The sequence below is a fragment of the Pseudomonas sp. A2 genome (genome assembly GCF_023100865.1).
GTDB lineage: Bacteria > Pseudomonadota > Gammaproteobacteria > Pseudomonadales > Pseudomonadaceae > Aquipseudomonas > Aquipseudomonas asiatica.
Map to the genome: position 1 here is coordinate 3,705,355 of NZ_CP039127.1, position 21,885 is coordinate 3,727,239.

27 protein-coding genes are annotated in these 21,885 nt (G+C 62.7%); 19 read left to right on the plus strand and 8 right to left on the minus strand.

Annotation, left to right across the window (positions count from 1 at the left end; translation table 11 throughout):
• Positions 1–154: 154 nt before the first annotated feature.
• Positions 155–505 carry a response regulator gene (locus E5221_RS17045; RefSeq protein WP_039613928.1) on the plus strand — a complete coding sequence of 117 codons (351 nt, stop codon included), beginning with the start codon at positions 155–157 and terminating at the stop codon, positions 503–505.
• A gap of 121 nt (positions 506–626) precedes the next feature.
• Here the strand turns inward: E5221_RS17045 and cobF are convergent, their stop codons facing one another.
• The gene (gene cobF / locus E5221_RS17050; protein WP_247846050.1) at positions 627–1,376 is read right to left on the minus strand and encodes a precorrin-6A synthase (deacetylating); all 750 of its coding nucleotides are present in this window, start codon (positions 1,374–1,376) and stop codon (positions 627–629) included.
• A gap of 67 nt (positions 1,377–1,443) precedes the next feature.
• A complete protein-coding gene (locus E5221_RS17055) occupies positions 1,444–2,733 on the minus strand; it encodes an OprD family porin (RefSeq protein ID WP_039613930.1) in 1,290 nt (429 codons plus the stop codon).
• Positions 2,734–3,094: 361 nt separating this feature from the next.
• Here E5221_RS17055 and E5221_RS17060 point away from each other — a divergent pair, with 361 nt between their 5' ends.
• The 3 genes from E5221_RS17060 to E5221_RS17070 all read left to right on the plus strand — a co-directional run bounded on the left by E5221_RS17060 (position 3,095) and on the right by E5221_RS17070 (position 4,547).
• Positions 3,095–3,454: a histone-like nucleoid-structuring protein, MvaT/MvaU family gene (locus E5221_RS17060; protein ID WP_015270810.1), complete on the plus strand. Its 360-nt coding sequence runs from the start codon at positions 3,095–3,097 to the stop codon at positions 3,452–3,454.
• A 225-nt stretch (positions 3,455–3,679) separates the two neighbouring features.
• Positions 3,680–4,207 (plus strand): lactoylglutathione lyase, encoded by a 528-nt coding sequence (gene gloA / locus E5221_RS17065; protein ID WP_247846051.1) that lies wholly within the window; start codon positions 3,680–3,682, stop codon positions 4,205–4,207.
• Between the two features lie 97 nt (positions 4,208–4,304).
• Entirely contained in the window at positions 4,305–4,547 is a 243-nt protein-coding gene (locus E5221_RS17070; protein WP_023660829.1) for a hypothetical protein, read from the plus strand.
• A 126-nt stretch (positions 4,548–4,673) separates the two neighbouring features.
• Here the strand turns inward: E5221_RS17070 and E5221_RS17075 are convergent, their stop codons facing one another.
• Positions 4,674–5,495 carry a shikimate 5-dehydrogenase gene (locus E5221_RS17075; RefSeq protein WP_061304033.1) on the minus strand — a complete coding sequence of 274 codons (822 nt, stop codon included), beginning with the start codon at positions 5,493–5,495 and terminating at the stop codon, positions 4,674–4,676.
• A 162-nt stretch (positions 5,496–5,657) separates the two neighbouring features.
• On the opposite strand from E5221_RS17075, the gene E5221_RS17080 reads away from it, so the two are divergent.
• Both E5221_RS17080 and E5221_RS17085 read left to right on the plus strand, forming a co-directional pair.
• On the plus strand, positions 5,658–6,002 hold the full coding sequence (locus E5221_RS17080) for a hypothetical protein (protein WP_025338687.1): 345 nt from the start codon (positions 5,658–5,660) through the stop codon (positions 6,000–6,002).
• Positions 6,003–6,096: 94 nt separating this feature from the next.
• Positions 6,097–6,279: a hypothetical protein gene (locus E5221_RS17085; protein WP_014590513.1), complete on the plus strand. Its 183-nt coding sequence runs from the start codon at positions 6,097–6,099 to the stop codon at positions 6,277–6,279.
• A gap of 73 nt (positions 6,280–6,352) precedes the next feature.
• On the opposite strand, the gene E5221_RS17090 is transcribed toward E5221_RS17085, so the two are convergent.
• Both E5221_RS17090 and E5221_RS17095 read right to left on the minus strand, forming a co-directional pair.
• Positions 6,353–6,838, minus strand: coding sequence for a glycoside hydrolase family 104 protein (locus E5221_RS17090; RefSeq protein ID WP_061551719.1), 486 nt, complete (start codon positions 6,836–6,838; stop codon positions 6,353–6,355).
• A gap of 64 nt (positions 6,839–6,902) precedes the next feature.
• Entirely contained in the window at positions 6,903–7,268 is a 366-nt protein-coding gene (locus E5221_RS17095) for a hypothetical protein (RefSeq protein WP_013973123.1), read from the minus strand.
• A 163-nt stretch (positions 7,269–7,431) separates the two neighbouring features.
• On the opposite strand from E5221_RS17095, the gene E5221_RS17100 reads away from it, so the two are divergent.
• A complete protein-coding gene (locus tag E5221_RS17100; RefSeq protein WP_247847750.1) occupies positions 7,432–8,256 on the plus strand; it encodes a S24 family peptidase in 825 nt (274 codons plus the stop codon).
• 303 nt (positions 8,257–8,559) lie between these two features.
• Here E5221_RS17100 and E5221_RS17105 read toward each other — a convergent pair whose 3' ends face one another.
• A complete protein-coding gene (locus tag E5221_RS17105) occupies positions 8,560–8,883 on the minus strand; it encodes a DUF1654 domain-containing protein (RefSeq protein WP_061551720.1) in 324 nt (107 codons plus the stop codon).
• A 237-nt stretch (positions 8,884–9,120) separates the two neighbouring features.
• Between E5221_RS17105 and E5221_RS17110 the strand changes: the two genes are divergently transcribed.
• The 3 genes from E5221_RS17110 (at position 9,121) to pbpG (ending at position 12,179) form a co-directional block, all read left to right on the plus strand.
• Positions 9,121–9,795 (plus strand): polysaccharide lyase family 7 protein, encoded by a 675-nt coding sequence (locus E5221_RS17110; RefSeq protein ID WP_247846053.1) that lies wholly within the window; start codon positions 9,121–9,123, stop codon positions 9,793–9,795.
• A gap of 166 nt (positions 9,796–9,961) precedes the next feature.
• The gene (locus tag E5221_RS17115) at positions 9,962–11,092 is read left to right on the plus strand and encodes a HAMP domain-containing sensor histidine kinase (protein ID WP_247846054.1); all 1,131 of its coding nucleotides are present in this window, start codon (positions 9,962–9,964) and stop codon (positions 11,090–11,092) included.
• A 160-nt stretch (positions 11,093–11,252) separates the two neighbouring features.
• On the plus strand, positions 11,253–12,179 hold the full coding sequence (pbpG, locus tag E5221_RS17120) for a D-alanyl-D-alanine endopeptidase (protein ID WP_023662495.1): 927 nt from the start codon (positions 11,253–11,255) through the stop codon (positions 12,177–12,179).
• 151 nt (positions 12,180–12,330) lie between these two features.
• Here the strand turns inward: pbpG and E5221_RS17125 are convergent, their stop codons facing one another.
• Complete coding sequence (locus tag E5221_RS17125; RefSeq protein WP_039614848.1) at positions 12,331–12,765, minus strand: hypothetical protein; 435 nt, start codon at positions 12,763–12,765, stop codon at positions 12,331–12,333.
• A gap of 201 nt (positions 12,766–12,966) precedes the next feature.
• Here E5221_RS17125 and E5221_RS17130 point away from each other — a divergent pair, with 201 nt between their 5' ends.
• The 9 genes from E5221_RS17130 to E5221_RS17170 all read left to right on the plus strand — a co-directional run bounded on the left by E5221_RS17130 (position 12,967) and on the right by E5221_RS17170 (position 20,640).
• Positions 12,967–14,301 carry a SidA/IucD/PvdA family monooxygenase gene (locus tag E5221_RS17130; protein WP_061551724.1) on the plus strand — a complete coding sequence of 445 codons (1,335 nt, stop codon included), beginning with the start codon at positions 12,967–12,969 and terminating at the stop codon, positions 14,299–14,301.
• A 305-nt stretch (positions 14,302–14,606) separates the two neighbouring features.
• Complete coding sequence (locus tag E5221_RS17135; RefSeq protein WP_247846055.1) at positions 14,607–15,800, plus strand: PepSY domain-containing protein; 1,194 nt, start codon at positions 14,607–14,609, stop codon at positions 15,798–15,800.
• Positions 15,797–16,336: a hypothetical protein gene (locus E5221_RS17140; RefSeq protein ID WP_025338676.1), complete on the plus strand. Its 540-nt coding sequence runs from the start codon at positions 15,797–15,799 to the stop codon at positions 16,334–16,336. The genes E5221_RS17135 and E5221_RS17140 overlap by 4 nt, the downstream gene beginning before the upstream one ends.
• Positions 16,333–16,653 (plus strand): hypothetical protein, encoded by a 321-nt coding sequence (locus E5221_RS17145; protein ID WP_025338675.1) that lies wholly within the window; start codon positions 16,333–16,335, stop codon positions 16,651–16,653. The genes E5221_RS17140 and E5221_RS17145 overlap by 4 nt, the downstream gene beginning before the upstream one ends.
• Complete coding sequence (locus E5221_RS17150; protein ID WP_247846056.1) at positions 16,650–17,219, plus strand: DUF6162 family protein; 570 nt, start codon at positions 16,650–16,652, stop codon at positions 17,217–17,219. The genes E5221_RS17145 and E5221_RS17150 overlap by 4 nt, the downstream gene beginning before the upstream one ends.
• 16 nt (positions 17,220–17,235) lie before the next feature.
• On the plus strand, positions 17,236–18,138 hold the full coding sequence (locus E5221_RS17155; protein WP_061551728.1) for a metal ABC transporter substrate-binding protein: 903 nt from the start codon (positions 17,236–17,238) through the stop codon (positions 18,136–18,138).
• Entirely contained in the window at positions 18,135–18,881 is a 747-nt protein-coding gene (locus tag E5221_RS17160) for a metal ABC transporter ATP-binding protein (protein ID WP_061551729.1), read from the plus strand. Before E5221_RS17155 ends, E5221_RS17160 begins: the two co-directional genes overlap by 4 nt.
• Positions 18,881–19,780: a metal ABC transporter permease gene (locus E5221_RS17165; protein WP_247846058.1), complete on the plus strand. Its 900-nt coding sequence runs from the start codon at positions 18,881–18,883 to the stop codon at positions 19,778–19,780. The genes E5221_RS17160 and E5221_RS17165 overlap by 1 nt, the downstream gene beginning before the upstream one ends.
• The gene (locus E5221_RS17170; RefSeq protein WP_061551731.1) at positions 19,777–20,640 is read left to right on the plus strand and encodes a zinc ABC transporter substrate-binding protein; all 864 of its coding nucleotides are present in this window, start codon (positions 19,777–19,779) and stop codon (positions 20,638–20,640) included. The genes E5221_RS17165 and E5221_RS17170 overlap by 4 nt, the downstream gene beginning before the upstream one ends.
• A 178-nt stretch (positions 20,641–20,818) precedes the next feature.
• Here the strand turns inward: E5221_RS17170 and E5221_RS17175 are convergent, their stop codons facing one another.
• Positions 20,819–21,871 (minus strand): DUF1615 domain-containing protein, encoded by a 1,053-nt coding sequence (locus tag E5221_RS17175; RefSeq protein WP_247846060.1) that lies wholly within the window; start codon positions 21,869–21,871, stop codon positions 20,819–20,821.
• Positions 21,872–21,885 lie beyond the last annotated feature (14 nt).

Consider the following 21,885-nt stretch of genomic DNA (forward strand, 5'->3'; position numbering starts at 1 on the left):
ACCAGCTTTGCCGGGTCTGGCAGGGCATTTAGCCAGTATTTGAAGGCAGCGTGCGCCAAACGTTCCATCTGATTGCAGTGCCCGGTATCCTCGGGAACTTCTGCTGCCATCTGGAGCACAGATTAAAGACATTCATTAGCACAGGATCCGAACCATGCACCTTCTGGTAGTCGAAGACGACGACATCGTACGCATGCTGATGGTCGAAGTGCTCGACGAACTGGGCTACACGGTCATCGAGGCGGACAGTGCCGGCGCGGCGCTGCGCATTATCGAGGACCCGGGCCAGGAGTTGGCGCTGATGCTGACCGACGTGGGGTTGCCAGACATGGGTGGCGAAGAGCTGGCCGGCAAGGCGCGCGACCTGCGGCCGCTGTTGCCGGTGCTGTTCGCCAGTGGTTATGCCGAGAACGTCAATGTACCGGAGGGCATGCATCTGATCGGCAAGCCGTTCAGCATCGACCAGTTGCGCGACAAGGTACAGGCCATTCTGGGTAACCCTTGAAATCGGTGTCGCCTGGTTCGCGGGCTTGTCCGCTCCCACAGGGTCAGCACAAGTTTGAGTGCAGTGGAATAACTGTGGCAGCGGGCTAGCCCGCGAAGAGGCCGGCACAGGCTGTAGCTGACTACAGCTCCCTGCGTAACAGGTAGCTATCCATGATCCACCCCTTGCGCGCCCGCTCCCGCTCACGCACCTCCAGTATCTGTGCCTTCACCGTTTGCAACGGCCCGGCAATCAGCACCTCATCAGCAGTCCCAAGGTACGCGCCCCAGTAGATCATCAACGCCGGGTCATCGAGCCGGGCAAACGCGCACTGCCCGTCGAGCATCACCAGCACATTGTCGATCTGCCCCTGCCCAGCCAGGCGCCGCCCTGGCAATACGGTCAACGGCTCACCGATGCGGTTGAGCGGCACCTGATGGCGCGCAGCCAACGCCTGCACGCTGCTGATGCCCGGAATGACCTGCAGGCGCAGCGCCACACCACGCTCGCGGACCAGGCCAAGGATGCGCAGGGTGCTGTCGTACAGCGTCGGCTCGCCCCACAGCAGAAAGGCGCCGGTTTCACCCTCGCCTATCTCCTGTTCGATCAGTTGGGCATACAGCGCCGCACGCTGCCGGTGCCAGTCCTGCACCGCGCGCAGGTAGTCATCGGCCTGGCCATCGCGTGCAGGGTCGGCCACCTGCACCAGGCGGTAGCCGCCCTCGGGCCGGTAGCGTTGCAGGATGGCCTTGCGCAGGCGCAGCAGTTCGTCCTTGTCGCCGCCTTTGTCGAGCACGAAGAACACACTGGCCTGGCGCAGTGCATCGACCGCCTCGTAGGTGACCTGGCGCGGGTCACCCGGGCCGATGCCGATCAACAACAGGTCTTTCATTGCCCTGCCCTTTGCGGGAACCAGCAGCCATTGTCAGGTGGCTGCCGGTATTTGGCAAAGCGCCCCGTCAGAAGATGGAGAAGTTGTAGCTGACGATGACCCGTGTCTCGTCCATGTCACGCGCCCATTTTTCATAATTGCTGCGGTAAGTGGAATTACGCAGGCGCACGCTTACGTCCTTGAACGTGCCACTTTGCACCTGGTACTTGAACTCGGTGTCGCGTTCCCACTCTTTGCCTTCGGCCGTACTGCCCGGCACCTTGATATTGTCACCGTTGATGTAACGGGTGAAGAAGGTCAGGCCAGGCACGCCCAGGGCCTTGAAGTCATAGTCATAACGCACCTGCCAGGAACGCTCCTGGGCGGCGGCGAAGTCGTTGACCTGGGCATAGTTGACCAGGTACGGGTTGCTGCCATCCAGGTATGGCATGGCACTGTCGCCATACATGCGCTGCCAACCGGCACTGAGCTTGTGGCCACCCAGGCTGTAGCCGAGCATGCCGCTGAACGCGCGATGGTCGATTTCGCCGGCGCGGGCATTGCCGATGTCATCACTCTTGATCAAGCGCAGGTCTGCCGACAGGCTGCCCACCGCCAATGGCTGGCTGGCGACCAGGCCGAGGAAGTGCTGGCGGTAGATGTTCTCCAGCTTGGCCACCTGGTACTGGGCGCTGAAGCGTTCGTTGAAACGGTAATCGACACCAGCCAGGTCAAAGTGATCAGCCTCGATATCGCAGGCATAGCGCTTGTTCTTGCAATGCACGCGAATGTCCTGGCGGTCGGTGGAATCCCGTGCGGTGTACTTGTCCAGGCGGGCCAGGGTGAACTTCAGGTCGCGCACTTCTTCGGAAGTGAGCATGGCGCCATGGAACATGGTCGGCAGCAGGCGGCCATCGTTGTACTTGAGCAACGGTACATCCGGCATCATCGAACCGTACTTGAGCACGGTACTGGAAACCTTGACCTTGGCCGCCAGGCCCATCTTCGCGTACTGGTCGGCCGAGTGGCGCGGGTCGTGACCGGAAGACGGCAACAGGCCGCTGTTACTGTCCGCCGGGCTGGAGTCAAGTTTGAAGCCGAACATGCCCAGCGCATCCACGCCAAAACCTACCGGGCCCTGGGTATAACCCGACTGCACATTGAGGATGAAACCTTGTGCCCATTCTTCGCGTTTGGACGCACCCTGGCTGGAACTGCTGTGGCCGTCACGAAAATCCCGGTTGAAATAGACATTGCGTGCTTCGACCTTTGCACTGCTGTCTTCAAGAAAACCGGCGGCCTGGGCATTGACGCCGGCACACAACAGGAACAAGCCGGCAACACGACGCCCGGGGGCGAGGGGGAAAGGGGCAAACATGGGAGAAAACATCCAGAATCAAGGCGAGTAAACAACCTGTGGCACGTGCTGGCCACGGTACTGCGAGGGGGCCGAACAATTGCCGGCCATCATCTGAAATGATCGCGCGAAGGCTCTGGCACGGGCCATTGGACCATGGTCTAAGCGCGCCACAAGACAACCACGGAAAAACCGGACAATACCGCACGCAAAACTAGGAAAGTTCCCTGCTTACTTACAAAAAGTTTGCAGTTTACCCAGTACCCATGAATGACTACACTCGATATCAGCGAACAGCGGAACCCACCCGCGTGGCCGGCGTTTTTATTCTTCTTCAATGTTCGTCACGCCCTGCCACGACCGACGTACAGGAGTGATTACAGTGTCCAGACTTGCAGAGTTTCGTGCTGCCGAAAAAGCGCTCCAGGAACAGATGGCGCAACTGGAAGCGTTGAAAAAGGATGCCGGCCTCAAACGCGAAATCGAATTCGAGCAGAAACTAGTCGGCCTGATGAAAAGCTACGACAAGAGCCTGCGCGATATCATCGCCATCCTCGACCCGAAGGCAGTGGCCCGGGTTTCCAGTGCAGCACCCAAGCAACAGCGCCGCGCGCGCGTGGTGAAGGTTTACACCAACCCGCATACCGGCGAGCGAATCGAGACCAAAGGCGGCAACCACCGTGGGCTCAAGGCCTGGAAAGAGCAATACGGCGCCGCCACGGTAGAAAGCTGGGTACGCTGATGAAACGTCCACACGCACTTCACACTTTTTTCACAAGGGCTGGCTCAGTATCGAGACAGCTAAAGGACTAGCGACCCCATCACGCGCCCGCACATGCGGGCCTCTAATTCCAGCGCCCTGCCTTGTGCAGGGCGCTTTCATTTGCGCAATCGGCACACTGCCGTATCATGGCCAGCCTGTCTGTTTTGCCGGTGCCCTGCGCCCGGCCCCGTCTCAGGAGTTCCCATGAGCCTGCACGATCTGCAAACCCTGCCTGGCGTCACCGCCCAACCGGATGCCGCCACCGCCCAGTTCGTCTTCAACCACACCATGCTGCGGGTCAAGGACATCGAGAAGTCCCTGGACTTCTACACCCGCGTGCTGGGCTTCCGCCTGGTGGACAAGCGCGACTTCCCCGAAGCTGCCTTCAGCCTGTACTTCCTGGCCCTGGTCGACCCGGCGCAGATCCCGGCCGATGACAACGAACGCCACCAGTGGATGAAGTCTATTCCGGGCGTGCTGGAACTGACCCACAACCACGGCACCGAAAACGATGCCAAGTTCGCCTACCACAACGGCAACACCGACCCGCGCGGCTTTGGCCACATCTGCGTCTCGGTACCGGACGTACGCGCCGCCTGCGCACGCTTCGAGGCACTGGGTGTACCGTTCCAGAAACGCCTGCAGGACGGGCGCATGAACCACCTGGCCTTCGTCAAGGACCCGGACGGTTACTGGGTCGAAGTCATCCAGCCGACCGAACTCAAAGGCTGAGCATTCATCGCTGTTCGCTCGTCGGGCCGGGAACTCCCGGCCCTTTGCTGTGGTATATGAAGGTAACTGCTTCACATGCCACAGCGAGGTAAGGACGATGCAATCTCTTCACTGTGAATATCGCAAGCACACCATCACCGCCAGCGTGATGCCCCACCCCGATTCCCCCCTGCCCTACGCCGCCGGGTGCCTGATTACCGACCCCGAAGGGCACACCAGCAGGCGCATGTCGATGCCGATGAAGTTCTTCTCCGACCTCGAGAACGCACAGCATGTGTCGCTGGCCCATGGCCGGGCGCTGGTCGACCAGCAGCTGGATGAGGGGCACAAGGTATTTTGACCTTGTTTATGCCTGTTCCGGCCTCTTCGCGGGCTTGCCCGCTCCCACAGGTACTGCACAGATTTCAGATCCTGTGAGGTCCCTGTGGGAGCGGGCAAGCACGCGAAAGGGCCGGCACAGGAATAATCAGATATCCCGGGCGTACGCCACCGCCGCCTCCACCTGCGCCAGGGTGGGTCGCACCCCGGTGTAAAGCACGAACTGCTCCAGCGCCTGCAGCGCAATCACCTCCAGCCCGGTGATCACTGGCTTATCCAACGCCCGCGCTCGGCGGATCAACGGAGTACTCTCCGGCATCGCCACAACATCGAACACCCGCGCCGCCGCGGCGATGGCGTTCTCGGAAAACGCCAGCTCCTCGGCCTCGGGCCCGCCCGCCATGCCGATCGGTGTCACGTTCACCAGCATGGGTGGGCACAGGTCGCCCAGCTCCGGCACCCAGCGATAACCACACACATCCGCCAGCTGCCGCCCCGCCTGCTCGTTGCGCGCAACGATGATGCCTTCGGCGAACCCGGCATCGCGCAAGGCACTGGCTACCGCCTTGGCCATGCCGCCACTGCCGCGCAGGGCAAACGCCGTGGACGGGTCGACCTTGTGCTGCGCCAGCAATTGGCGCACGGCCAGGTAATCGGTGTTGTAGGCCTTCAGGTGGCCATTGGTATTGACCAGGGTATTGACCGACTCGATGGCCGCAGCCGATGGGTCGATCTCGTCGACCAGGGCCATGCAGGCTTCCTTGTACGGCATCGATACCCCGCAACCGCGGATACCCAAAGCGCGAATGCCCGCCACCGCCGCCGGCAGGTCATCGGTGCGCATGGCCTTGTAGTAGAAGTCCAGGCCCAGCTGCTGGTAAAGGTGGTTGTGGAACCGTACACCGAAGGTGCCGGGGCGGCCGGCCAGGGAGATGCACAGCACGGTGTCTCTGCTTGGAGTTGCCGACATAACCTGCTCCTTTGTCATAACTGAAACGTTTGTTCAGCGTAACAGAGGTAACCGCTGGTCGTCCCTTACACAACCTTTACCGTTCCCCCGTGCTCAGCTGACGAAGAGTGGAGTCATAGTAATAGGACCCCACACTTGGGGTGTCCTTGCGAGGGTTTCTTCATGAACCGTCACATTCCCGGAATCGCCCTGCTGGTCGGTGCCCTGGCCATCAGTGCGCCCGCTGTCGCCCACGGCGGCCATGGCCATGGCGGTTGGTATGGCCCCGGCCCGCTGCTGGGTGCGGCCGTGGTTGGCGCCGTGGTCGGGGCGACGGTTTATGGCGGGCGTGACCGTACCGTGTACGTCGAGCGCCAGCCGGTCTACTACGGGCCGCCCCCGGTGTACGTGCAACCACCGCCACCGCCGGTGTACTACCAGCCGTACTACGTGCCAGCACCACCGCCCCCAGGCTACCGCACCTACTACGGCCCGCCACCGGTGTATTACGGCCCGCCGCGCTGGTAAATGTTGATGGAACCAATGACCACTATCGAGGAAGTTAATTTCAAACCGCCCCGGCTGCTGCGTAAGGTAGGGCCATGTTTTACAGGAGGTCCACATGGCCACTATCCAGATCATGTCCGTCGTCGGCAGTGCCGTCCCCGCTTCGCTGCGTGAGCAGGGCCTGCTCGCATGCTGGTACCTGGTGCGCAACGGCGAAGCCGTAAGCGGCCCGATGCCGACCCGCGCCTCGGCCCAGGCCTTGGTCGAACAGTTGCAACCAGGCACCTTGGTCGCCTGACCCGTATTTGTTGTGCGTTGCTCCCTACGCCCTTCTGGCCCGCTTACCTGGCGGGTCTTTTTTTGCCTGGGCGTTACGCCTGCACCTCCCCGCCGCAGGCTATGAACATTGCCAACAATGCGGCCAACTGGTGCTCACGCTGACCGTATCCCGCGCCAGGCAAGCTGGCCCAGATAGGCGCGGCCTTGGCGATCGCCTGGGCAATGCGGCCAGCCTTGATCAGCGCCAAGGCACCGCGTTCGCTCAGCAACTTGATTGCCGCCAGGTCCTGGGCCTCAGGGGTAAAGCGGCCATTGAAGCCATAGGTGCTCACGATGGCATCCCAGGTACCGGCCAGAATCTGGTACCGCCCAGCCGCAGAACTGTGGATGCCGTAGCTGGGCAACCACACCCTCTGCTTCGGGTGCCCGCTGTAGTCATTGAACAGTTGGCCGCCGACCAGGACGTTGTAGCCATCGTCGCTGGCAGCGATGGTCGAGGTACCTTCGGACCAGGCCAGCATGTCCAGGAACGCGAGCACGTTCGCACCGCCGACAGCGGCAGAATCCAATCGAGCCATGTTGTCTCCATGCAGAAGAAGCCCATACGCATGGGCGTGAACAGAATTTGTCTTGCGGGCCGCCTCACTCACCCTGCTTCCCGCGCAGGCGGGCGACGCCCTCGCCCTGGACGGTGACCTGCCGGGGTGGATGCCCACCTCGACTGGTCAGCGCTTCGATCTTGCCTTCCAGGCGCCCTACAGTGATCACCAGTTCATTGCGTTCCTTTGCAAACTGATCGGCCCTGGCCTGTGCTTCTCTTCGGGCATCACGCTCGATATCGAGCAACTCGTTCAGGCGCCGGACCACGCCAATATCAGCGTTGTCCATGGCACGGTCAGCCGCATCCCTGGACAGCCACTTGCGCAGCCAGAGGAATGCACCCAGCAACACGGTGCCTGTTCCGCCCAGCCAGGTGATGGTGCCTGGGCCGAGGTCAGTCGGATCCATGAAAACCTCATTACCAATGGTGATGTCGTAAGCCTTGGAGAACAGCTTCTCGGTGGCTTTCCTTGCTTGCATGGTAAATTTAGCCTACAGCTAATTTCATGACAAGGAAAATTTAGCTATGAGCATATTTAGCAGCAAGCTAAACACTGGCATGCTTCGCTCCATGGACATCTACGAAATTCGCAAGCACAACCTGGTCAAGCTGATCGGCAGCCAGAGAAAGGGATCCTGCGCGGAGCGCTGGGGGATGGCGCCCGCGCACCTGAGCCAGATCCTTTCGGACAAGACAGCGAAGAACCTGGGCGATGACGTGGCCCGCAGGATCGAGGGCATCGAAGGCTTGCCGCGGGGGTGGTTCGACGCGATGGCAGCGGGCGACCAGCCGCAGTCGCCGGCCGAGGCTGGCGACAGCAAGCTTTCCGCAGCCGACCTGGTCAAGCAGATGCTTGCCAGAAGCGGCAGAGGCATCCCTGAAGAAACCCGGCAAAGGCTGCTGGCCGCCGCCGAGGAGCCGGCAGATTCGACACTGGTGGCCGCTGAACCTGCTCGGCCAGGCCTGGTGGGCGACGAAGTGTGGATTGCCCACTACGACGTCCGCGCAGCCATGGGTGGCGGGCAGATCCCCCACGACTACCCCGAGATGTTCAAGGATGTTCGCGTCAGCCCAAGCCACCTGCGCGAGCTGGGCGTGGAGTTCAGCGAGCACCACCACCTGAAGATGGTGACCGGTTGGGGCCAGTCGATGGAGCCGACCATCAAGCACCGCGACCCGCTGATCGTGGACGTCAGCATCCGCGAGTTCGTCGGCGATGGAATCTACTTCTTCTCCTGGGGCGACCACATCTACATCAAGCGGCTGCAAATTGCCGACGAAGAGCATTTCGAGATGATTTCCGACAACTCGCGGCACAAGGACCGCATGATTCGCCGGGAAGAGACCTACATCCAGGCCAGGGTGCTGCTGGTGTGGAATGCGCACCTTGTGTAAAGCGAAGCCCACCACCCCGGCGTAATGCTGTCCCTTCGCGGGCAAGCCCGCTCCCACAGCCAAGCGGTACGCGTACTCTGTGGGAGCGGCTTTAGCCGCGAAGAATCCAACGTGGTGCATGGCACCGGCTTCGCCGGTGTTCGCGGCTAAAGCCGCTCCCACAGAGCCCCTGCTAATTCAATGAGTTATGTGCAGTTCTGTGGGAACGGGCTTGCCCGCGAAGGGCTGCAAGGCAGCCCCAATCGATGCCACATCAGACTGGAGTGAGCAGCATTACGTTACCCCGCAGGCTCTTTCTGACCTTCAGAAAGGTGCCGCCTCCTCGGCCTGCTGCTCGCTGTCCTGCTCGACAATAAAGTCGTCGCGCTCCTCCACGCTGCTGCGCTCCCAGCGCACCGTCACGCTCTCGTCGTCGTTGAAGGTCAGTTCCAACTCGGGCGTCTCGGCCAGCAGGCCCATCACCTCCTCCCACTCGGCATCACCGTCGGTATCCAGCCGATGCACCGTCACCCAGCGCTGCGTCTGCGCGAGCGGGTGGTTGATCATCGCTGACACGCGCAAGCTCAGCCGCTCCATTCCGGTCATTTCCTGGCGCTGATGGGGCGTCGACTTCATGTGCTTAGACATATTCTTATCCTGACATCTGTATATTCGTACAGTATTCAAGGGAAGCTTATCTCACCGCCAAATCAAGCGTAAAGCCCCGTTGCGGAAAATTTTCGCCAACAGGTAATTTGTCGCCCGGCGAAATAATTTTAGCCATAAGCTATTGACGATGATTTAGCGCAAGGCTAAATTTCACTCCAGCAGCCGCCACCGTGCTGCTGCGGCACCAACCGACATTTCCATTCCGGAGTTCCCCCCATGAGCGTAGATATCAGCAACCTCACCATCGCCGTTCCGGTAGCCGAATCGTCGATCAGCACCGTAGCGGTCGAACTCACCGGCAGCGAAGCGATTGCCCTGTACCCGAACTACGTGAAAGTGCTCAGCGATGGTTCGGTCCAATTGTCTGCCCCCACCAAAGGCGCTTCGAGCAAAAGCACCCGCAGGACCCGCTGCGAGTGGTCGGAGCCGGAATACTGGAGCCTGGGCGGCGCCTTGGATCACTGGAATCGCCAGGAAATGACACTGACCAAGGTCAACTGGGCGCAGAAGGTGGTCATCGCGCAGATGCACGTCTACGGGGACGACAGCCCGCCCGTGAAGGTGTTCTGGAAAAAGGGCGACATCACCCTGGGGTTTCGGCGGACCTACAACCAGGCGGATCCTGTGAATTCGACGGTGCTCAAGGGGGTACCGCTGGGGGCGAAGTTCGAGGTGAGCATCCACGCTACCTCGGCGGGCGTGATCAACGTTACGGCCAAGTGCAATGGAGTGACCGGCTGGTCCGGCGATCTGCAGTTCGACAGCACCTGGGCTTCTCGGCTATTCGAGTTCCACGGCGGGGTGTACAACCAGGTGGACTACTCCGACACGACGCCCGCCGATGACGGCTCGATCTGCATCATCAGCGACCTCTCGCTGATCCATACCTGAACCCAGGCACCCGGCGAGACATCCCGATGCCCCTGCATCCAAGCACAGGTTGCATCGGGATCGCCCTGCATTTAGCGTTCAGCTCGAATGGCTGCCGCCCAAACTTCCTGATTCCCGGATGAACTAAGCTTTTCGGGTCTCTTTTTTCCAGACAGGGTTAGGCCCCATGAGACTGTTCGATTTCATTGATAGCAGTATGGAACCCATTCTCCAGGCTTGGGAAAACTACGCCCGCTCGGTTGAAACAGAGCTGCCGAAGCAGGACTCCTCCGGCTTGCGCGATCATGCCGAAAAGATGCTCCGCACCGTGGCCAAAGACATGAGAACGCCTCAGAGCAGGCAACAACAGTCCGAGAAGACACAAGGCAGAGGCCCCAGGAGTTCAAGCGAAACCGCAGCGCAGACCCACGCGGTTGCTCGCTTGATAGCTGGGTTCTCGATGGACCAGATGGTGTCCGAATACCGGGCATTGCGCGCCAGCGTTCTGTCACTCTGGCTTACCCAGGAGTCGTTCGCAGACGCGCATCATGTTCAGGACATGATCCGGTTCAATGAAGCGATTGACCAGGCGCTCGCAGAGTCGATCGCTGCCTACGGAACGGCAGTCGAGGCGACCCGGAAAATGGTGCTAGCCGTGCTCGGTCATGATTTGCGTTCGCCCTTGGGCGCGATACTCATGGCTGGCGGGCTGATCCAGCGGCAGGCCGGTCTGGATGAAAAGGGAAAGTTACTTGCGACCCAGGTTTGTGCCAGTGCACATCGGGCAAATGTCATGATCAACGATCTGCTGGATCTGGCCCGCTGCAATCTGGGGACTGGCATTCCAGTGGATTTGCGGAAAATGGATTTGAATCCAATCTGCAAGGCTGTCATTGACGAACTGCGCACGGCGTTCCCGCTCGCGCGCATCATCCTGGATGAGCAGGCGCACATCACGGGCCAATTCGACCCTGACCGCATCTCTCAGGTTTTCTCCAACCTGATAGGCAATGCCCTGCGCCATGGCGATGCAACGGCCCCTATCAAGGTCACGCTGGCCAAGGTGAATGGTGTTCCACGGGGCAGTGTCCAGAATTCCGGAGAACCTATTCCGCCCGAGGTGATGCCCTACATCTTCAAGCCGGAAGGGAGATATTCGAGCTATTCATCCGGAGAGCGGGGCTCCGCAGCGGGGCTCGGCCTTGGCCTGTTCATCGCGTCGGAGATCGTGGCGAACCACGGTGGCAGAATTGAGGTGGAGTCGACTGAAGAGGAAGGGACGACCTTCGAGGTTGTTCTGCTGTCTTCGGCAGAGTGATGATGGGTACAGAATTGGTACAGGATTAAATTTCGTTCACGTTGCGCCCTTTAGTCATAAGGCATTCGACAGCAAATCAGCCATACTCCAGAATGCAGCGGTTTTTTGGGGGAAAACCCTTGCACAGCCAACGACATACCAACTTTTAGTGAGCCTCAACGTGAAAACATCCCTGTCCATCCTCAGCCTGCTGCTGTTGCTCACAGGTACTGCGACCCTTCCGTCGACCGCTGCTGCACAACCCCCGGCCCAGGTTCAACGTGACCCATCCAAGCTGCACCTCGCCTCGGGCAGCGCCCTGCTGATCGACCTGAACACCAACCAGGAGCTGTATTCGAGCCACGCCGACCGCGTGGTGCCGATTGCCTCGGTGACCAAACTGATGACGGCGATGGTAGTGCTGGATGCCAAGCAGCCCATGGATGAGATGCTCACCATGACCATTGCCAACAACCCGGAAATGAAAGGCGTGTATTCGCGTGTGCGCCTAGGCAGCCAGCTCGACCGCCGCGAAACCTTGCTGATTACCCTGATGTCATCGGAAAACCGTGCGGCCAACACCCTGGCCAACCATTACCCTGGCGGCTACCCGGCGTTCATCAAGGCGATGAACGCCAAGGCCCGCAGCCTGGGCATGGCGCACACCCGCTACGTCGAGCCGACCGGCCTGTCGACGCAGAACGTGTCCACGGCCCGTGACCTGGCCAAGCTGCTGATGGCGTCGCGCAAGTACCCGATGCTGAGCGAGCTGTCGACCACTCGCGAGAAGACCGTGGCCTTCCGCAAGCCCAACTACACCCTGGGCTTCCGCAACACCGACCACCTGGTGAACAAGAGCAACTGGGACATCAAGCTGACCAAGACCGGCTTCACCAATGAAGCCGGGCACTGCCTGGTGCTGCTGACCCGCATGGACAACCGCCCGGTGGCCATGGTGATCCTCGACGCCTTTGGCAAGTACACCCACTTCGCCGATGCCAGCCGCATGCGTCAGTGGCTGGAAACCGGTGCTGCCAAGCCGGCGCCGGCGGTGGCCATGCAGTACAAGGCAGAGCGGCAGAACAAGGGGCGCCTGGCGGCCGAATGACCGAAGCCGGAATGATGGGGCCTGCACCGGCCCTATCGCCGGCAAGCCAGCTCCCACAGTGACAGCACCAGGCCTGCGAGAGCAACTGCCCTGCGCGGTCCATGTGGGAGCCGGCTTGCCGGCGATGGGCTGCACAGCAGCCCCAAGTTCGTCAGGCCGTGGTGCTGACCATCCCGCCCGCGCTGCTGCCACCCGTTTTCTGTAACGCTTCGAGCAACTGCGCGGTGGCCTGCAGGATTTCACCATTGATGGTGGCGATGCTCGCCTGCTTGGCGGCCACGGCTGCCAGCTTGGTGGTTTCGTCCATCTTCTGCGCCATCAACTGGGCCAGTTGCTTCTGCTCCTCGGCCAATTGCTTCTGCAGCTTCTTGATCATCTCGCGCAATTGCCTGATGTGCGCAGGCTCCGAACTTTCACTGCTGCTCTGGGCACCTTGAGTCTGGCCACCACCGTTCACCTTCGACGTGTCGGCCTGAGTGCCGACCCCATTCTCTTCAGTCTTTTGCGCATCCTGGCTGTCGGCGGCCTGGGTTGTGCTCAGCGCCTGGCTCGTGGTGCTGATGCTGACTGCTGCAATACCTGTCATGTCTTTCTCCCTGCGTTGCAAATGGTCCTTGGGTTGTTCTGCCTATCGGCCGACAGGCGCAGGCCTTTAGCCCCCTGCTGCAAGTGGCCGATCGGCCGCCAGTAAATTCCCCATCGTTTGGCTCGTTCCACCCAATGTACAAACGCAGGCGCCGGTCTCTCCCGGCGAGCGTCAACATTCGACCATTATGGAACCGCAGCCATGAGCCAGTCTGCAAAACCGGAAACCATCAAGGACCTGATCGGCGTGGGCTTCGGCCCTTCCAACCTGGCCCTGGCCATCGCCCTGGAAGAACTCGCCGAGTCCCACGGCCATGCCCTCGACGCGCTGTTCATCGACAAGCAGCAGGACTATCGCTGGCATGGCGAAACCCTGGCCACCCAGAGCGAGCTGCAGATCTCGTTCCTCAAGGACCTGGTGTCGCTGCGCAACCCCACCAGCCCCTACAGTTTCGTCAACTACCTGCACCAGAAGCAGCGCCTGGCCGACTTCATCAACCTCGGCACCTTCTACCCCTGCCGCCTCGAGTACAACGACTACCTGCGCTGGGCCGCCGAGCACTTCGCCACCCAGGCGGTATATGGCGAAGAAGTGCTGCGCATCGAGCCGGACGTGCAGGCCGGCCGGGTCGAGCACCTGCGCCTGGTCTCGCGCGACGCCCAAGGCCGCGAATACAGCCGCCGCACCCGTTCGGTGGTGGTCGGCAGCGGCGGCACGCCGAAAATCCCGGAAAAGTTCGGTGCCTTCAAGGACGACCCGCGGGTATTCCACCACTCCCAGTACCTGAGCAGCCTGAACAAGCTGCCATGCACTGCCGGCAAGCCGATGCGCATTGCCGTGATCGGCTCGGGCCAGAGCGCCGCCGAGGCGTTCATCGACCTCAACGATAGCTATCCGTCGGTCAAGGTCGACATGATCCTGCGCGGTTCGGCGCTCAAGCCTGCCGATGACAGCCCGTTCGTCAACGAGATCTTCTCGCCGGACTACACCGACCTGGTCTACAACGAACCGGCCGACCAGCGCAGCAAGCTGCTGGGCGAATACCACAACACCAACTATTCGGTGGTCGACCTCAACCTGATAGAACGCATCTACGGCATTCTCTACCGGCAGAAGGTCGCCCACCAGTACCGCCACAACGTACTGTGCCGGCGCCAGGTCGAAGCCGTGGTGGCCACCCGCGAAGGCCTGGAGCTGACACTGCGCGACCTCGCCACCGGCCAGCAGCAGACCCACCGCTACGACGCGGTGATACTCGCCACCGGTTACGAGCGCCGCTCGCACCGTGAGCTGCTGGCGCCCCTGGCCGGCTACCTGGACGATTTCAACGTCGACCGCAACTACCGCGTGCTGACCAGCCCCGACCTGCAGGCCACGGTGTACCTGCAGGGCTTCTGCGAAAACAGCCACGGCCTGAGTGACACCCTGCTCTCGGTGCTGCCGGCGCGCGCTGCGGAAATTGGCCGCGCGCTGTACCAGGACCTGGCGCAGCTGCACGGCAAGCCGCAACCGGCAGTGGCCCTGACCCGCGCCTGATCCCCTGCAAGACCAGCACTGCCCTCCAGGCATGTACAGGTCCTGTAGGAGCGGCCTTGTGTCGCGAAAGGGCTGCAAAGCAGCCCCGGCAATTTGTGCGTCTGCGCTGAAACCCTGGGGCTGCTGCGCAGCCCTTTCGCGACACAAGGCCGCTCCTACAGCGGTCGCGCCAGCTTTCAGGTTTCTTTGCCCGAAACATTTGCTTGCATTTAAAACGGCAGGTTTTCGATTCTCATTCGTCCTTATCAATACAGCCCCTCTTTGGCTGGGCACACGCTCGACTCCCCATTGCAGAAGACCGTCAGATGGCCAAATCACCGAAAAAATCCAAATCCAGGCTGTGGTTCCTGGTCCACAGCTGGCTCGCCTTGCCGATCTGGTTCTTTGTCCTGATCGTCTGCTTCACCGGCATGCTCGCGGTGGTCAGCCAGGAAATCGTCTGGCTGGCCGACCCCGCCGTGCGCGCCAACAAGCCCGGCGCCGACGCCGAGCGCCTGAGCTTCCAGCAGGTACTGGACGCCCTGCACAAGGCCGAGCCGGACATGGTGGTGGAGCGACTGATCCAGCCCGATGGTTCGCACTTCGCGGTCAAGGCCAATGTCACCCTGCCTGACGGCACCAGCCCGACACTGTATGTAAACCCCTACACCGGGGCCATCCAGGGCAAGACCCCGGACTTCAACTTCGAAGCCTTCACCCGCGCCCTGCACGGCTGGTGGCTGGTTCCGTTCACCAGCGGTTTCAGCTGGGGCTGGTACCTGGTGTCGCTGCTCGGCCTGCCCATGCTGGCTTCACTGGTCACCGGCCTGGTGGTGTACAAGAAGTTCTGGAAGGGGTTCTTCAAGCCGGTGCGCACCGGCCATGGTTCGCGAATTTTCTGGGGCGACCTGCACCGCCTGGCCGGGGTCTGGTCGATCTGGTTCATCGCGGTCATTTCCATCACCGGCACCTGGTTCCTGATCCAGGCGATCCTGGCCGACAACCACATCACCATTTCCAGCCGGCCCATCGTGCCGGTGATCGCCCGTGAGGACGTGCCGCAAACCCCGAATGGCAGCCCGGCAGCGCGCATCGACCTGGATGAAGCGGCACGCATCGCCGGCCTGGCGGTCCCGGGGCTGGAGATCAGCTTCATCTCGCTGCCGGCTACCGCCTACAGCCACATCACCCTGGCCGGACCAGGCTGGTACCCGCTGATGTTCCAGAGCGCCTCGGTGAACCCGTACACGCGTAATGTCGACAGTCAGTTCCTGATCAGCGACCGCTCCGCCCTGGAGTTCGTCACCGAGTCGATGCGCCCGCTGCACACCGGCGATTTCGGCGGCCTGCCGATCAAGTTGGTGTGGTTCTTCTTCGGCCTGGTCCTCACCCTGATGGTGTTCAGCGGTTTGCTGATCTGGACCAAACGCACCGCCCAGGCCACCGCCGCCGCCCTCAAGCGCAGCGAGCGCGCACCGCGCATGGCGCGCCATGAACCCACCGCGGAGATCCGCCCATGAGCCAGGCCCAAGCCGTGCCCGTCAGCCCGCTGAAGCAACTGTGGCTGAAGTGGCGTTTTCACCTGAACATCCTGCTGATCCTTATCCCGCTGGGCTTCATGCCCAAGTACTTCGCCGACGCCAAGCTGTTCCGCGGCGAAGCGGGGCTCGGCGCCAATGTGATCAACGACATCCAGGTCGGTCCCTATACCCTGGACCTGGCCGAGATGCGTGACGAGGCGCCCCGCGCCGACGGCCCTGCCGGCCACTTCAAGGTCTTCAATGCATCGCTGTGCAAGGCCTGCGTCAACGGCGTCAAGGCGGCCTACCTGCGCATCGGCAAACCGCGCAGCCTGCGCGCCGCCGGCACGATTTTCTTCGGTGCGCCGTACAACATGGGCACCTCGTTGCCGATCCCGCCACGCACCAAGCCCGACGCGCAGATCTGGATCACCCTGGAAGGCTGGGACGGCAGCATGCACCAGGCGTCGGTCCCCCTGGCCAAGGCATCGCCAGCCACCGTGGCCTGGCTCGAGAAACAAGGAGGCAATAAATGAAACACCTGATGCGCACCCTCGCCCTGCCCTTGCTGGTGCTGGCCGCCGGCCCGGCCCTGGCGCACAACCCGATGTGCGAGTGCGAAGAACTGCCTGGCGGCCAGGTCAAGTGCACCGGCGGCTTCTCGGATGGCAGCGGTGCCCCCGGGGTAACCCTGGACGTGATCGCCTACGACGAACAGGTGCTGGTCGGCGGCAAGCTCGGTGATGATTCGACCCTGACCTTCAAGCGCCCGGACGGCGAATTCTACGTGCTGTTCGATGCCGGCCCCGGGCACGTGGTGGAAGTCGACCACGCCGATATCGCCCAGCCATGAGCCGCGCCCAAGTGATTCGCCCGGCCGGTGCCGGGCACGAAACCCTGTACGTGCTGCTGGTCAGCCTGCTGATCGTGGTACTCGCCACCAGCGTGGTGCTGCTGCGCGGCGAACGCGAGGATGAACAGGCCATCGCCAGCCACCAGATCGACGCCCGTCGCAACCTCACCGCCGCCGAGCAAGGCCTGTACACCGACCTGCGGGTGGCCTTCGACGAAATCCAGCTGCTGCGTGAAGAAAACGCCGCCGCGCCCAGCGTGCAGGCCCTGGCCGAGGAAGGCCTGCCGCCGTTCGTGGTCGATGCCGGCAGCCAGGGCCGCGGCAACCACCAATGGTCGTGGCTGGAACCCGGGGCCTACCTTGGCCGCAGTCAGACCCCGGAAGTGGCCGGCAGCCTGCTGCTGATCCTGCCGGCCGACAGCACCGGCCAGGCCGATGTCTGGCTGCGCCGCGACAGCGCCGCCGTGCCCCCTGACGACCTTGGCCAGGCCGCCCTGATCGCCGTCGGCTGGCAGCAGGTGGTCAGCCATTACGACGCCGGGGTCACCCGCGAACACCGTCACTGAACCCAAGGACTCCCCCATGCTCCGCTCCGCCCTCGCCCTGCTCCTGGCCCTTGCCCTGCCGGCACAGGCCCTGGCCGATAACGGCAAGCCCCTGCGTATCGGCATTACCCTGCACCCCTACTACAGCTATGTGAGCAACATCGTCGGCGACAAGGCCGAAGTGGTGCCGCTGATTCCGGCGGGGTTCAACCCCCATGCCTACGAGCCACGGGCCGAGGACATAAAGCGCATCGGCACCCTGGACGTGGTGGTGCTCAACGGCGTTGGCCATGACGATTTCGCCGACCGCATGATCGCCGCCAGCGAAAAGCCCGGCATCAACACCATCGAGGCCAACCAGAACGTACCCTTGCTGGCGGCCACCGGCATTGCCGCCCGTGGCGCCGGCAAGGTGGTCAACCCGCACACCTTCCTGTCGATCAGCACCACCATCGCCCAGGTCAACAACATCGCCCGCGAACTGGGCAAGCTCGACCCGAACAACGCCAAGCTGTACACGCAAAACGCCCGCGCCTATGCCAAGCGCCTGCGAGCACTGCGTGCCGAAGCACTGGCCAAGGTCACCGAGGCGCCCAGCGCCACCTTCCGGGTCGCCACCATCCATGCCGCCTACGACTACCTGGTACGTGACTTCGGCCTGGAGGTGACTGCGGTGGTCGAGCCAGCCCATGGCATCGAACCCAGCCCGGCCCAGCTGAAGAAGACCATCGACCAGCTCAAGACGCTGGACGTGCGGGTGATCTTCTCGGAAATGGACTTCCCGTCGGCCTATGTCGAAACCATCCAGCGTGAATCCGGCGTGCGCCTGTACCCGCTTACGCACATCTCCTACGGCGAATACACCAAGGACAAGTACGAAGTGGAGATGAAGCGCAACCTCGACACCGTGGTCCGCGCCATCCAGGAGAACCGCGCATGACCGCCGCCGCCAACCTGGTGACAGCCTGCGGGCCGCGCATCGAGTTCGCCGGCATCGACCTCACCCTGGGCCGCACCCGCATCCTCGAACAGGTCAGCTTCAACATCGCCGCCGGCAACGTGCATGCCATCGTCGGCCCCAACGGCGGCGGCAAGAGTTCGCTGATCAAGACCCTGCTCGGGCAGATGCCGCACCAGGGCCAGCTGACCCTGCACTGGCCCGGCGAACGCGAAGTGATCGGCTATGTGCCGCAGGCGCTGGAGTTCGACCGTGGCCTGCCGATGACCGTGGACGATTTCATGGCTGCCATGTGCCAGCGCCGCCCTGCCTTCCTCGGCCTGTCGCGCCGTGTGCAGCCGGCCATCGACGCAGCCTTGGCGCGGGTCGGCATGCTCGACAAGCGCAAACGGCGCATGGGCGCACTTTCCGGTGGCGAACGCCAACGCGTGCTGCTGGCCCAGGGCCTGATCCCCGAGCCGCAACTGTTGGTGCTGGACGAACCGATGTCGGCCCTGGATGAAGCCGGCATCCAGGTGTTCGAACAACTGCTGCAGGGTTGGCGCCAGGCCGGCACCACCGTGCTGTGGATCGAACATGACCTGGAAGCCGTGATGCGTCTGGCCGACCGAGTTACCGGCCTGAGCCGCCAGGTACTGTTCGACGCCCCGCCCGCCCAGGCCCTGACCCCGGAGCGCCTGCTCGGCCTGTTCTCCGTTCACCCGCGTAGCGAGAGCCTTGCCTGATGAGTTTCGAAATCTTTCGGCAAACGGTCCAGGACTGGGCCACTGCCGGCTACCTGCCCGAGGCGCTGGCCTACGGCTTCGTGGTCAACGCTTTGCTGGCCAGTTTGATGATCGGCCCGGTGCTGGGCGGCCTGGGTACCCTGGTGGTGGTCAAGCGCTTTGCCTTCTTCTCCGAAGCGGTCGGCCATGCCGCACTGACCGGCGTGGCCATCGGCATCCTGCTGGGCGAGCCCTACACCGGCCCCTACGGCAGCCTGTTCGGCTACTGCCTGCTGTTCGGCATCTTGCTCAACTTCCTGCGCAACCGCACCGGGCTGTCGCCGGACACGCTGATCGGCGTATTCCTCTCTGTTTCGCTGGCGCTGGGTGCCAGCCTGCTGCTGATGCTGGCGGGCAAGATCAACGTGCACATCCTCGAGAACGTGCTGTTCGGCTCGGTGCTGACCGTCAGCGGCCAGGACCTGGTGGTGCTGGGCATCGTCGCGGTGCTGGTGCTGGCATTGGCAGTGCCGCTGTACAACCGCATCATGCTGGCCAGTTTCAACCCACAGCTGGCAGCCGTGCGCGGGGTGGCGGTGAAAACCCTGGACTACCTGTTCGTGATGCTGGTGACCCTGGTCACCGTGGCCTCGGTGAAGGTGATCGGGGCCATCCTGGTCGGGGCGCTGCTGGTGATCCCCGCTGCCGCCGCACGCCTGGTCAGCCAGTCGCTGAAGGGCTTTTTCTTCCTGTCGGTGCTGATCGCCACGCTGAGCACGCTGCTGGGCATCCTGCTGCCGATCGTTTTCGACCTGCCGGTGCCGTCCGGCGCCGCGATCATCCTGGTCGCCGGCATCTGCTTCGCCCTGGCGGCGCTGGCCCGCGCCCTCGTCCCCCGCCTGCAAGGAAACCCGGCATGAACCTGAAACGCCTGACCCTGGCGCTGGCCCTGGCCGGCCTGCCGTCGCTGTCTTTCGCCACGCAAGTGCTGACCACCCTGCCCGTCACCCACAGCCTGGCCAGCGCCTTGCTCGAAGGCACCAAGGTGCAGCTCAAGCGTGCAGCACCCGCCAACCTGCCTGCCAGCCGCCAGCCTTCCTATTTCAGCGGTCGCGGTGGCGCCAGCCTGCACAAGGCCGCGCAGCAGGCCGACGCGGTGATCGGCGTGCGCTCGATCTGGCGTGACGACCCGCTGTACCCGATGGCCCGGCGTAGCAATATCCGGATCGTCGAAATCGACGCCGCACGGCCAGTGGATGGCGCGCTGCCGGGCATAGCGGTGAGTGGCGACGAGGCCTATGGCGCATACCCCTGGCTCAACCCGACCAACTTCGGGCGCATGGCCGATGTGGTAGCCAATGACCTGGAGCGGTTGGCGCCGGGCGACAAGGCGCAGATCCAGGGCAACCTGGCCGGGCTCAAACGCCAGTTGCTGGAGCTTTCGGCCAGCAGCCAGACACGCTTGGCCAAGGTCGACAACCTGACGGTGGTGAGCCTGTCGGAACGGCTGGGTTATCTGGCCAGCGGGTTGAACCTGGACATGGTCGAGCAGCCGCTGCCAGCCGAGTGGGATGCGACTGCGCTGAAGGCGCTGGGGGACAACCTGAAAGCGCAGGATGTGGCGCTGGTGCTGGACCATCGGCAGCCGGAAGCGGCTGTGGCCGAGGTGATCAAGGCGTCCGGGGCGAAGCTGGTGGTGGTGGAGAGTGACCCTGAGGATGCACTTGCCGGATTGAAGGCCAGTGTGGATCAGGTAGTTGCCGCCCTGGGCGAAAGCTGATGTTCTCCTAACAGTCCCACAGGCCTGCACGGTCCCTGTGTAGGAGCGGCCTTGTGTCGCGATGGGCTGCGCAGCAGCCCCAAGGGTTCAGCGGTGATGCACAATCTTGGGGCTGCTGCGCAGCCCATCGCGACACAAGGCCGCTCCTACAGGACCGCGCTCGACAGCCAGGCCACCATTAACGCTTCATGCACCGCTGATAACGCTCATCCACCCGCCCGGCAAACCACGCCGTGGTCAGCTTGCGGGTGATCTTCGGGCTTTTCAGCTGAATCCCCGGCAGCACCGCCCGTGGCATCGGCTTGCCAGCTGCGGCATCTGCCAGGGCAAACACCCCGCTGTACAGCTCGCTGTCCTCGAAGGCCAAGCTATCGCCCTCCTCCAGCTGGCTGCGAATCTGCGGGTTGCGCAGGCCCAACTTTCCTCCCAGTTTGCGTGCCGCCTTTTCAGTGGTCCCGGGCATGATCGAGCCCGGCGCCACCAGGTCGCCATCCAGCGCCAGCGTCACCCCCGTCACCTTGCTCAGTGCCGCCTGAAATGCCGCATTGCGGCTGGCGTACCAGCCCGCGTTGAAATCGGCAAAGCGGTACAGCTGGCGATCGTAGTTGGCCGAATAGCCCAGCAAGTGGGCGATACCGAAATACATGCCGCCGCGCCGGGTGAACACTTCCTGGCGAATGCTGCCGTCGTGGCTGTAGGGGTAATCCCGCGCATGCTTTTCGGCAAAGTCGATGCTGACCTGCATCGGCCCACCGGTATGCACCGGGTTCAGCCCGCCCAGCAAGGTCTTGCCCAGCGGTACGCGAGCGATGACTTCGTCGTACAGTTCGCTCAGCTGCTTCTCGCTGCGCACCGCCTGCAAACGTTGCTGGTAGCTCTTGCCATTACCCGACGGCGCCTTCAGTGCACCGTCGACCAGCAGCTTGGGGATGTGCAGGCGCGCAGCGCGGCGGTCGATTTCCTCTCGGGCGATACGCCCCAGGTTGGGCACTTGCGGGTCGGCATTGAAGGTCGACTCCTGCTCGGTCACCGCCAGCACCGCGCACAGGTTGCTCTTGCTGGGGGCAATTCGCTGGGCCTCGAACGCCACCTGAATGTCCCGGGCCCAGCCCTCGCGGTTCTTGGCCTGGGCGGGTAACAGCCGCAGCAGTTGGGCGCGGACCTTGGCCGGGTCCGTCTCGGGCGCTTCCTCACGACGCCCGGCGCAACCTTGCAGCAGCGCCAGGGCCATCAACCCGGCAGCCA

Bases quoted from the DNA above. Each gene is read 5' to 3' on its own strand.
- E5221_RS17140 (WP_025338676.1), top strand. From the start codon at position 15,797: ATGAGCCAGGCCCAAGCCGTGCCCGTCAGCCCGCTGAAGCAACTGTGG.
- E5221_RS17165 (WP_247846058.1), top strand. From the start codon at position 18,881: ATGAGTTTCGAAATCTTTCGGCAAACGGTCCAGGACTGGGCCACTGCC.
- E5221_RS17095 (WP_013973123.1), bottom strand. From the start codon at position 7,268: ATGGATCCGACTGACCTCGGCCCAGGCACCATCACCTGGCTGGGCGGA.
- E5221_RS17170 (WP_061551731.1), top strand. From the start codon at position 19,777: ATGAACCTGAAACGCCTGACCCTGGCGCTGGCCCTGGCCGGCCTGCCG.
- E5221_RS17085 (WP_014590513.1), top strand. From the start codon at position 6,097: ATGGCCACTATCCAGATCATGTCCGTCGTCGGCAGTGCCGTCCCCGCT.
- E5221_RS17135 (WP_247846055.1), top strand. From the start codon at position 14,607: ATGGCCAAATCACCGAAAAAATCCAAATCCAGGCTGTGGTTCCTGGTC.
- E5221_RS17055 (WP_039613930.1), bottom strand. From the start codon at position 2,733: ATGTTTGCCCCTTTCCCCCTCGCCCCCGGGCGTCGTGTTGCCGGCTTG.
- E5221_RS17075 (WP_061304033.1), bottom strand. From the start codon at position 5,495: ATGTCGGCAACTCCAAGCAGAGACACCGTGCTGTGCATCTCCCTGGCC.
- E5221_RS17115 (WP_247846054.1), top strand. From the start codon at position 9,962: ATGAGACTGTTCGATTTCATTGATAGCAGTATGGAACCCATTCTCCAG.
- gloA (WP_247846051.1), top strand. From the start codon at position 3,680: ATGAGCCTGCACGATCTGCAAACCCTGCCTGGCGTCACCGCCCAACCG.
- E5221_RS17110 (WP_247846053.1), top strand. From the start codon at position 9,121: ATGAGCGTAGATATCAGCAACCTCACCATCGCCGTTCCGGTAGCCGAA.
- cobF (WP_247846050.1), bottom strand. From the start codon at position 1,376: ATGAAAGACCTGTTGTTGATCGGCATCGGCCCGGGTGACCCGCGCCAG.
- E5221_RS17145 (WP_025338675.1), top strand. From the start codon at position 16,333: ATGAAACACCTGATGCGCACCCTCGCCCTGCCCTTGCTGGTGCTGGCC.
- E5221_RS17100 (WP_247847750.1), top strand. From the start codon at position 7,432: ATGGACATCTACGAAATTCGCAAGCACAACCTGGTCAAGCTGATCGGC.
- E5221_RS17105 (WP_061551720.1), bottom strand. From the start codon at position 8,883: ATGTCTAAGCACATGAAGTCGACGCCCCATCAGCGCCAGGAAATGACC.
- E5221_RS17045 (WP_039613928.1), top strand. From the start codon at position 155: ATGCACCTTCTGGTAGTCGAAGACGACGACATCGTACGCATGCTGATG.
- E5221_RS17070 (WP_023660829.1), top strand. From the start codon at position 4,305: ATGCAATCTCTTCACTGTGAATATCGCAAGCACACCATCACCGCCAGC.
- E5221_RS17125 (WP_039614848.1), bottom strand. From the start codon at position 12,765: ATGACAGGTATTGCAGCAGTCAGCATCAGCACCACGAGCCAGGCGCTG.
- E5221_RS17160 (WP_061551729.1), top strand. From the start codon at position 18,135: ATGACCGCCGCCGCCAACCTGGTGACAGCCTGCGGGCCGCGCATCGAG.
- E5221_RS17155 (WP_061551728.1), top strand. From the start codon at position 17,236: ATGCTCCGCTCCGCCCTCGCCCTGCTCCTGGCCCTTGCCCTGCCGGCA.
- E5221_RS17130 (WP_061551724.1), top strand. From the start codon at position 12,967: ATGAGCCAGTCTGCAAAACCGGAAACCATCAAGGACCTGATCGGCGTG.
- E5221_RS17175 (WP_247846060.1), bottom strand. From the start codon at position 21,871: ATGGCCCTGGCGCTGCTGCAAGGTTGCGCCGGGCGTCGTGAGGAAGCG.
- E5221_RS17150 (WP_247846056.1), top strand. From the start codon at position 16,650: ATGAGCCGCGCCCAAGTGATTCGCCCGGCCGGTGCCGGGCACGAAACC.
- E5221_RS17080 (WP_025338687.1), top strand. From the start codon at position 5,658: ATGAACCGTCACATTCCCGGAATCGCCCTGCTGGTCGGTGCCCTGGCC.
- E5221_RS17090 (WP_061551719.1), bottom strand. From the start codon at position 6,838: ATGGCTCGATTGGATTCTGCCGCTGTCGGCGGTGCGAACGTGCTCGCG.